This window comes from Dialister micraerophilus DSM 19965 (assembly GCF_000194985.1).
Taxonomy (GTDB): Bacteria; Bacillota; Negativicutes; order Veillonellales; family Dialisteraceae; genus Dialister; species Dialister micraerophilus.
The window spans coordinates 873,151-882,799 of the sequence record NZ_GL878519.1; the positions used below are offsets into that span (position 1 = coordinate 873,151).

Annotated in this window: 6 protein-coding genes and 2 pseudogenes; all 8 read left to right on the forward strand. The window is 32.1% G+C overall.

Translation table 11 applies throughout. The features are described from left to right. Positions 1 to 100 precede the first annotated feature (100 nt). Positions 101 to 337: pseudogene (locus HMPREF9083_RS06840) on the forward strand (helix-turn-helix domain-containing protein); the annotation flags it as partial. Next, positions 334 to 1,353: a hypothetical protein gene (locus HMPREF9083_RS04085; RefSeq protein ID WP_007556148.1), complete on the forward strand. Its 1,020-nt coding sequence runs from the start codon at positions 334 to 336 to the stop codon at positions 1,351 to 1,353. The pseudogene HMPREF9083_RS06840 and the gene HMPREF9083_RS04085, both read left to right, overlap by 4 nt. Positions 1,354 to 1,634: 281 nt before the next feature. Next, positions 1,635 to 2,114, forward strand: coding sequence for an ATP-binding cassette domain-containing protein (locus HMPREF9083_RS04090; protein WP_007556149.1), 480 nt, complete (start codon positions 1,635 to 1,637; stop codon positions 2,112 to 2,114). Between the two features lie 302 nt (positions 2,115 to 2,416). Beyond that, positions 2,417 to 3,688: an ATP-binding protein gene (locus HMPREF9083_RS04095; protein WP_007556150.1), complete on the forward strand. Its 1,272-nt coding sequence runs from the start codon at positions 2,417 to 2,419 to the stop codon at positions 3,686 to 3,688. Positions 3,689 to 3,716: 28 nt separating this feature from the next. Further along, positions 3,717 to 4,241 (forward strand): annotated as a pseudogene (gene rlmD / locus HMPREF9083_RS04100) (23S rRNA (uracil(1939)-C(5))-methyltransferase RlmD); the annotation flags it as partial. 71 nt (positions 4,242 to 4,312) lie between these two features. Then, positions 4,313 to 5,563 carry an alpha-amylase family protein gene (locus HMPREF9083_RS04105; protein ID WP_007556153.1) on the forward strand — a complete coding sequence of 417 codons (1,251 nt, stop codon included), beginning with the start codon at positions 4,313 to 4,315 and terminating at the stop codon, positions 5,561 to 5,563. Positions 5,564 to 5,565: 2 nt separating this feature from the next. Beyond that, positions 5,566 to 8,232 (forward strand): SNF2-related protein, encoded by a 2,667-nt coding sequence (locus HMPREF9083_RS04110; RefSeq protein WP_007556154.1) that lies wholly within the window; start codon positions 5,566 to 5,568, stop codon positions 8,230 to 8,232. After that, a complete protein-coding gene (locus HMPREF9083_RS04115) occupies positions 8,225 to 9,475 on the forward strand; it encodes a DNA cytosine methyltransferase (RefSeq protein ID WP_007556155.1) in 1,251 nt (416 codons plus the stop codon). Before HMPREF9083_RS04110 ends, HMPREF9083_RS04115 begins: the two co-directional genes overlap by 8 nt. Positions 9,476 to 9,649: the final 174 nt, after the last annotated feature.

Consider the following 9,649-nt stretch of genomic DNA (forward strand, 5'->3'; position numbering starts at 1 on the left):
AAGGGTAAAGTATGGAGTACGCAATAAATCTAATAAAGAGAAAAAGAGGGATATTATGGCACTTAACTATAAACCATTATTGATATAGTTAGCAAAAAAAGGATTAAAGAAAACAGATGTAATAGCTATGGCAGGACTAACAACAAATGTTATGGCACAAATGGGTAAGGATAAACCAATTACATTTAAGAATTTAGAAAAAATATGTAATGCAATGGAGCCTGCTTTTCGAGTAGAAGAATATAAAGAGTATCCCAATACGCAGGTAAGAAAATTAACGGCTGACAAAATACAAAAGTATATGTCAGAAAGATACAATATGGAGGTGCGAGTATGAAGGTGCATTACTTTCAGCGTTATGCACAAAAAGAGAATGTCGTAACATCCAATACAATACTATTGCTTTCACGGCTGTATCATTATTCCCCGGATGAGTTCTTTCGTTTTTTGAAGGAGAGTATCTTTATAGATGATAATCAGTTTGAGCCGGAGATACAATTCACACTGCAAGAGAAAGCGCAGAATACTGTGCCTGATGCAACAATTACACAGGACAGTTTTAAGATTGTAGTAGAAACTAAACTCTCTGACTGGTTTTATACGGAACAACTGCAAGGGCATCTGGAAGCTTTCGGTGCTGAAAAAACAAAGGTACTGATGACATTGGCACCAATTACACTTGCCGGTGATAAAATCAATCAAATCAATAAAGCTGTTGATAATTACTGCCGGGTTCATTCAGTAAAAATATGGTATATCCATCGAACTTTTCGACAACTGATAGATTCTATCAGTCGGATTATTGACGAGCGTGATTATGAGATGCAGGATGTTTTGAATGATTATATTGATTTTTGCTCCGAAGAGGGACTCTTACCAAGCAAAGCTGTTATGAGAATGCAGCTTGCAGGAACAACATTTGATTTTAATGTGAAGTCAAATGTTTATTACGATAAAGTTGAGCGTGGATTTCGAACACATCAATATCTTGGGCTCTATAAAAACAAAAGCGTCAGAGCGATTGGAAAAGTTTGTGCAATAATACGCGCAGTTGAGGAAAATGGTTCTATAAGATTCACTAATGAGATGGGAGAGTTAACAGCCGAGAGGAAGCAGATTATAGAGAAGGCAATGAATGATGCAATTACATGTGGATATGATATCCGCCACTATGAGCATAGATATTTCTTCGTTGAAAAATTCTACGAGACAAATTTTCAGAAGGTATCATCTGGAGGTTGCATGGGGTCGCGGATTTTTGACTTAGAGGAAATTCTTGACTTTGATAACAATAAATCTGTACCAGACACATTTTTGATTGCAGAGGAACTAAAGAAGCATAGTTGGCGATAATAAAAAGATGTTGACATACATTCTCCGACATCACTCCTTTTGCCAGCTTCTATACTGCAACGAGTGTTGAGACCAAGTTTCTGATGTAGGGCTATCACCAGAGTAGTTTTGATACACGTAGAAACGGTAGCGTTGATGGAACGTGTGAAAATAAATTGAATACGAACAATAAAACTCGATATGTATTTCAAAAATGCATATCGTTTTTTATTGCAAAATTATTGAATATAAATTCTATGAAATGATAATTTGCAAGTATAAAAAATTTAAATAAAATTGTCATGCAAAATGTTCAGTTGTTTGATAATACCATTGAAGAAAACATCAAGGTAGGTAAAAAAGGAGCAACGAAAGAAGAAATCATTAAAGCAGCAAAGAAAGCAAGGATACATGATTTCATTATGAGTTTACCAAAAGGTTATGAAACTGATATTGGAGAAAATGGTGGGATTTTATCAGGTGGACAAAGACAAAGAATATCTATTGCAAGAGCTTTTCTAAAGGATGCACCTATTTTAATTCTTGATGAAATGACAAGTAATGTTGATCCTGTAAATGAATCTTTGATACAAGATGCCATTACAGAACTCGCAAAGAATAGAACTGTACTTGTAGTGGCTCATCATTTAAAAACCATTCAAAAAGCTGACCAAATTCTCGTATGTCAAAAAGGTAATTTACTTGAAAAAGGAAAGCATGGGGAACTTCTTTGTAAAAATGGTTACTACACAAAATTATGGAAAGCTCAGTACGAGGTATAATCATGATTTTGTCAAAAGGTGTTTCTTATGAATGGGAAGATGGACGAACTGTTTTAAAAAATATCAATCTTGGAATTAAAAAAGTGAATTTATTTTAATTTCAGGGAAACGTGGACGTGGTAAAAGCATTCTTGGAAATATAATGAATGGTCTTATTTTGCTACTTGAATAAAAACAGCCAAATACTTGAACAAGAAACAGCCAAATACTTGAATTTAAAACAGCCAAATACTTGAGTAAAAATTAGACAAATACTTGAATAGCTGATAAAATCTACTTGAGCATGAGTATGGGAGGCAATGATGAAAGAGTATTTACCAAGAATTGCAGATAAATTGTTAGAAGAACGATTAGATGCAAAGGGTGCAGTTTTAATTGAAGGTCCTAAATGGTGTGGAAAGACAACAACAGCGAAACAAAAGGCTAAAAGCTTTATATCTATGGATCGTCCTGATATGACGAGACAATATCAGCAAATGGCAGAGCTTTCTCCAAATACGCTGCTTAAAGGAGAAACGCCAAGACTTATTGATGAGTGGCAAATTTCACCTAATTTATGGAATGCTGTGCGTTATGAGGTTGATAATAGGGATGAATTTGGTCAATTTATTTTGACAGGGTCATCAGTGCCTAATGAATTTGATGATTCTATGCATACAGGTACAGGAAGAATTTCTAAGCTTTTGATGAGGCCCATGAGTCTATTTGAATCAAAGGATTCGAGCGGTGAAATTTCTATTAAAGACTTATTTAAAGGTGAAAACATATCAGCCATTAATGAAACGAGTCTTGAAAAAATTGCTTTTTTTATTTGTAGAGGGGGATGGCCAAAAGCAATTGGGTTAGATGAGAAACCGGCATTATTTCAAGCGATAGATTATTTTGATGCTATTGTGTCTACTGATATTAGTAGAGTGGATTCCATAAAAAGAGATAAAGAAAAGACTAAGAGATTACTTAAATCCTATGCAAGACATGTAGGTACGCAAAGTTTTTTAGAAACGATTAGGCAAGATATGTTAGCTAATCAATCAGATACATTTGATCAGGGAACACTTTATTCTTATCTGGATGCCTTAAGAAAAATATTTGTTATAGAAGATTCTGCCGCATGGAATCCAAATTTAAGGTCGAAAACATCTATACGAACAACGGAGACTAGATATTTTTCAGATCCATCTATTGCAACGGCATCATTAGGTATGGGGCCTAACGATTTACTAAATGATTTAAATACCATGGGATTTTTATTTGAAAACTTATGCGTTCGTGATTTAAGAATTTATACAGATTATTTAGATGGGACAGTTTATCATTATAGAGATAAGTATGGATTAGAATGTGATGCAGTGATTCATTTAAGAAATGGAGATTATGGACTAATTGAAATTAAACTTGGTGGCGATAAATTAATTGAAGAAGGTGCTAAAACTTTAAAAGATTTGGCATCTAAAATAGATACAAAAAATATGTCCGAACCATCATTTATGATGGTATTATGCGCCAAAGCACCTTTTGCATATAAAAGAAATGATGATGTTTATGTAATACCTATTACTGCTTTAAGACCTTAATAGTTTTTAGTATTTATATATTCCCTCGCACTCTTTTTTCCAAGTAAATAAAGAACAAGCCGAAAAACTCTACGAAAAAGCACTTGACTTTGCAAACCTTTCCGGAGATGAAACGGTAATAGACGCATACTGCGGAACGGGAACCATTTCATTGTACTTGGCACAAAAAGCAAAACACGTAATAGGAATAGAAATAATAAAAGACGCAATAGAAAACGCAAAAGAAAATGCGAAAAGAAACAAAATAAAAAACGTAGAATTTCATGCGGCAGACGTAGCGAAATACCTGCCCGAACTGGCAAAAAAAGGTATAAAAGCGGAAGTGGTGGTATTGGATCCCGTACGTGCCGGTTGTGACGAAAAAGTAATAGAAGCAATCGGAAAAATAAATCCTGAACGAATAGTATACGTATCCTGCAACGTGGCAACACAAGCAAGAGATATAGAAAGACTGTCCAAAAAAGGCTACAAATTAATAAAAATACAACCGATAGACATGTTCCCCCAAACCACCCATGTCGAAACAGTAGCGTTGTTGGAGTTGAGAAAATAGGGCATAATGAGAAAAATACTATTAAAAGCATGAAAGTTATAAAAATTATATGAAAGGTAGGTATATAGAGTATGAACTTGTTAGAAAGAGCAGTTGCAAATCAGTTAAAGAAAACGGGCGAAAAGAAAAAATTATCAATACAAGATCAATGCAATAGTACATATGATGTTTATGCAATTCCATTAAAATGGTTATATTACAATGACCAAAACGGACGTATTAATACTACGTATAAAAAATACAGTTCTATGAAGGGCTTGTTAGAACCGGAAGCAGGAAATTCAGAGTACAATGAAATTTTCGAGAAATTTATATTTGACTCTAATGCTCAAGCAATGAAGAAAACGAAATTATCTATTGATGATAAGTCGCAACAAGAACCCGGAGTTGTTTTATCGGATGGTAGAGTAATTGATGGTAACAGAAGGTTTACAGCTTTGAGAATGCTTGAAAGAGAGCGCGGGATTCCACAATATTTTAATGCAGTGATATTACCGTTAGATTCAAAGTCAAAATTCGATAAAAAAATAATAAAAGAGTTAGAGTTAGACCTGCAGTTAGGACGCGAAGAAAGAGTAAGTTATAACCCTATTGATCGTATTTTTGACGTTTATAATACTATAGAAGTTGAAAAGATAATGAACAAAGAAGAGTATAAAAAGGCATCCGGAGCAGGTAATACTAAAGGCATTAATAAATATATAAGACTGGCAAAATTGATTATTAAATTTATAGAAATAGTGTCTCCAGGGGGAAACCCTATTGATAAATTTTATTTAGCCAGAGACTTGAAACTAGATGGTCCTATTGAAGAAATAGAACGTGAAATTAGCAAATTAAAATCTGATAGAAAAGAAGAGATTAAAGATGCTCTCTTAGTTTATTTAATATCTTCTAAAGTTGTTGAGAACCAATGTGACTTTACTCGAGCTATGAGGGATTTAAAAAACAATATAATAAAAGATAATGATAGACTACAATATTTTTTAGATTCTGTTGACGATAAAGTTGATGATATTATGGATGCATTTGAAGATAATCCTATTAAATCTGCAAATGAGCTTAAAACAGTTATTGAACAGAATAATGAAGCAAGAGAAAGTGCAGTTAAGCTAATAAGGTCTACAGATAGACTAATTAATAAAGGAAAAATTGAAAACGAAAGGACTAAGGCTTTAATAGAGCTAGAAAATATAAGGGATTCTTTATCAGAGATAGATTCAGAGGATTTTTCAGAATTAACAAGAGATGAAAATGAAGAAGCGAGAACTATAATTATTGAAATTAATGATATCTTATATAAATTAAAGAAGGAAATGTAGTTATGGCATTTTCAAGTTATATAAAAAATAAAATAAGACCCGAGTATTCTTCTAATTTAGTGGAAGAGTTTTATAGACCGGTATTAAGGGAGGCAGATTTATATCAACGAGTTTCCGGATATTTTAGTTCTTCCGGATTAGATTTATATTCAGAAAGTTTAGAGGAGCTGGCAAAAAATGGTGGCAGCTTAGAGTTTATTATTTCAAAAGAAATAAGCAAGGAAGATTATGACAGAATTAAGGCTGGTTATGACTTGCTTGAAGAAATAAAACCCCTTAACCTTGCAGAAAGAAATGAACGACTTACTTCTAAAACACAGCAACAACTTGGGAATTTAGCTTTTATGATTGCAATGGGAAGGGCAAGAATAAAAATAGCCCTAACTAAAAAAGGACTTTTCCACGATAAATTTGGAATAATTTCGTCAGAAAATGAAAAAGTTTTTTTCAATGGGTCTGCTAATGAGACTAAAAACGGCATGCAAATAAATTACGAAAGTATAAGTGTTGATACTTCTTGGGACTCAAGTAAAAATGTTCAACATAGAATCAAGTCCAATCAAGAAAGATTTGAAAGATTATGGAACGATAAGGAAAATGGAGTTAAGGTTGTAGAAGTTTCTGAGATAGCATATGAAGAAATTGCAAAATATCAATCACAATCCAATATAAAAGAGATAACTAAAATAGATGATAGTGATAGTCAGTTCGATCAATTTAAAAACTCAATAATATTTAAATTTATAAATGATTCTGTAGTTTTAGTCGATAATACTGATATTAAATTATCACTTAACGATAGAAAATTAAAACCGGGTAGTGACTTGTCCATATTCTTTGAAGACGATTATTCAACTATAGAAAAATCTACAACTTATAAAGATATAGAAAGAATTATTAGAGTCACAAAAAAAAGAGCTGCAAGGAAGAATATAGATGTTATAGTAAGTAAAGCCGTTTTAGAATATCTTAAACAATGTAAATATTCAATAGAACAATATAAGATATTAGGAGACGTATACAAAGGCGATTTAGTTGATTTCCCTAATGATAAGAAAGATTTTTATAAAGAATTTTCGGAAACAGTTCAGTCTGAAGTATGTAGACCGCTATATGAAATACACTTAAGATCGGCATATTTTATGTATGAAATGTCACGAGCAGCAAACTTTTCTGTTCCCGGAGCGGGTAAAACTGCGATGGTGCTCGGAGTATTTGCATATTTAAATAGGGAAAATGCTCCAAATAACGAAAAGATAGACCGGTTGCTTGTCATTTCTCCTATCAATGCTTTTGATAGCTGGAAGAAAGAGTTTAAAGCGGTTTTCGGCAGCAAAAAAAAGCTTAATTCGATAGACTCGCAAGAATCATCAGATTTTAGTTACGATTTATCAGTTAATTGGGGAGTAAGCAACTTAGTATTGGTAAACTATGAGTCATTACCTAAATACTCAAGAATTTTGGAACAAAACATTGATATAAACACAATGCTTGTATTTGATGAGGTTCACAGAGTAAAAAATCCAGAAGGAACTAGAGCAGAAAAAGCCTTAGAGTTATCAAAAAAATTTAAATTTAAATATGTATTAACAGGTACTCCAATTCCTAATACTTATAAAGATATTTATAATTTTCTTCATATATTGTATGGAAATGAGTATAATTCGTATTTTGGATGGGATCTTGGTTTTTTATTAAATCCTAAAATAAGACAAATTAGAGAAATTAACTCAAAGTTATATCCGTTTTTTTGGCGAACCAATAAAAAAGACTTAAATGTTCCAATGGCAGAAGATGATTATATAGAAATAGTAGAACCCAGCTCAGAACAGTTGGCTTTAGCTGAGCTTATTTACTCAAATGAGGAATCTAGCCTAGCTAAATTGATAAGATTAATTCAAGCTTCCACAAATCCGGCTCTTTTGAATAAAAAAATTAATTATAAAGAGTTAATGGCTTATGATGATGACGATGATGAAGATTTATATACAATCTCAAAAAAGGATTTTAATTCTTTGTTGCACGAAAATGGAAAAGAAAATCCGGAAGATATGTACTTAGACCTTGACTTAGAAAACATGAAATCTCCTAAATTTGATAAGGGAATTGAGCTAGTTCAAAAACTTGTTAATGAAGGCAAGAAAGTTTTGGTATGGGGTATTTTTGTTGATACTCTATACAAGATAACTAATACTTTAAGAGAAAAAGGAATTAATGTGAATTTAGTGTATGGTGGTACCAATAAACTGGAGAGAACTATTCTAATTGATGAATTTAGAAACGGAGATGTGCAAGTTTTAGTTTCCAACCCACAAACTTTAGGCGAGTCGATTTCATTACATCAAACAGTACATGATGCAGTTTATTTTGAATATAATTTCAATTTGACATTTATGTTGCAATCAAGAGATAGAATTCATCGTCTAGGTCTTGATCAAAATCAATATACACGATATTATTATTTACAGACAGCATCAGAAAATTTTGATAGTTTTCGTCCCGGATACATTGATGAAAATATATATATACGCTTAAAAAGAAAAGAAAAGTTAATGTATGAAGCCATTGACGATAAAACCTTATCAATAGAATATAGTGAAAATGAAATTCTTGATGCAATAAAAATTATTGACGAAGAAAGGCAAAGAATGAATAAGAATCATGAATAAATCAAAAATAAAAGTTGTTGATTTATTTGCCGGTGTAGGAGGATTTCACCTTGGGTTATCAAGGGCAAGTAATCGATATGAAGTTGTTTGGGCCAATCAATATGAGCCATCTAGGAAAAATCAGTTTGCTTATAACATTTATAAAAAGAATTTTCCTAAAACACCGATAAGCAACGAAGATATAAGAAAAATAAATAAAGATGAAATTCCGAAAATGGATTTGTTAGTTGCTGGATTTCCCTGCCAAGATTACTCAGTTGCAACATCCGGGGCTAAAGGAATTGAAGGAGAAAAGGGAGCGCTTTGGTGGGAAGTTCATGAGGTTTTATTAATAAAGAAACCGAATTATATATTGCTTGAAAATGTTGATAGACTATTGGCTTCACCTGGAGTAAGAAGTAATCAACCGGGACGTGATTTCGGTATTATATTAAGAACATTATCGGATTTAGGTTACGGTGTTTCTTGGAAAATGATAAATGCGGCAGATTATGGTTATCCTCAAAGGAGAAGGAGAACTTTTATATTTGCATTTAGAAACGAAACCAAATTTTTTGATTATGTTTTCAATATATCAAGAGAGGATATTGATGAAATAGAAGAATTTATAAAAACTATGGTTCCGTTTTCAAATACGATGTCAAATGAACTGGTGGCTGGTATTGAAAATGTAGATTTAAATTTAGCTGAATCATTGGAAGAATTTTCTAAAAATTTTTCTTTAAAAAAAGGATTTAAAAAGACCGGATTTATGTTAGATGGAAAAGTTTTTATGGCTGATTATCAACCGGAGATTAGAGAAGAAAAAGTTATTGGAGATTTGTTAATAAAAAATATAAATGATGAAGCACTTTATTTAAGTCCTGAAAAAATTGAGAAATTCAAGAAACAAAAAATGGGATTTCAGAAAATAAAAAAATCACGTAAGGGGTATGAATATAAGTATGGAATGGGAAGCATGCAATTTCCGGATCCGCTTGATAAACCGGCCAGAACTATAGTTACATCTGAGTCCACAGTATCTAGAATGACTCATGTAGTAAGAGATCCCGGTAATAATCGTTTAAGAGTTCTTTCGCCTATAGAAACTGAGAGAATTAATACTTTTCCTGATAATTGGACGCATTTAGAAGATATCACTAATTCGAACAGGTATTTTACAATGGGAAATGCACTGGTAGTAGATTTAGTTAAAGAAATTGGAAAAGAAATGTTGAAAATAATATATTATAATAGATATTAATATACTTTTTACAAATGGATTTATATTGTTAAAAATAGGATTTTCGGTAATTTTGTATTAAATTTAAAAGATTACAAGTTAAATATTCATTTTGTTAAAAAACAAGTCGAAACGGTAGAGTTTTGGAACGTGTGAACGTAAATTGAATATGAAGAATAAAACTCGATATGTATT

Coding starts and splice junctions, on each gene's coding strand:
- HMPREF9083_RS04085 (WP_007556148.1), top strand. CDS start 334: ATGAAGGTGCATTACTTTCAGCGTTATGCACAAAAAGAGAATGTCGTA.
- HMPREF9083_RS04090 (WP_007556149.1), top strand. CDS start 1,635: ATGCAAAATGTTCAGTTGTTTGATAATACCATTGAAGAAAACATCAAG.
- HMPREF9083_RS04095 (WP_007556150.1), top strand. CDS start 2,417: ATGAAAGAGTATTTACCAAGAATTGCAGATAAATTGTTAGAAGAACGA.
- HMPREF9083_RS04105 (WP_007556153.1), top strand. CDS start 4,313: ATGAACTTGTTAGAAAGAGCAGTTGCAAATCAGTTAAAGAAAACGGGC.
- HMPREF9083_RS04110 (WP_007556154.1), top strand. CDS start 5,566: ATGGCATTTTCAAGTTATATAAAAAATAAAATAAGACCCGAGTATTCT.
- HMPREF9083_RS04115 (WP_007556155.1), top strand. CDS start 8,225: ATGAATAAATCAAAAATAAAAGTTGTTGATTTATTTGCCGGTGTAGGA.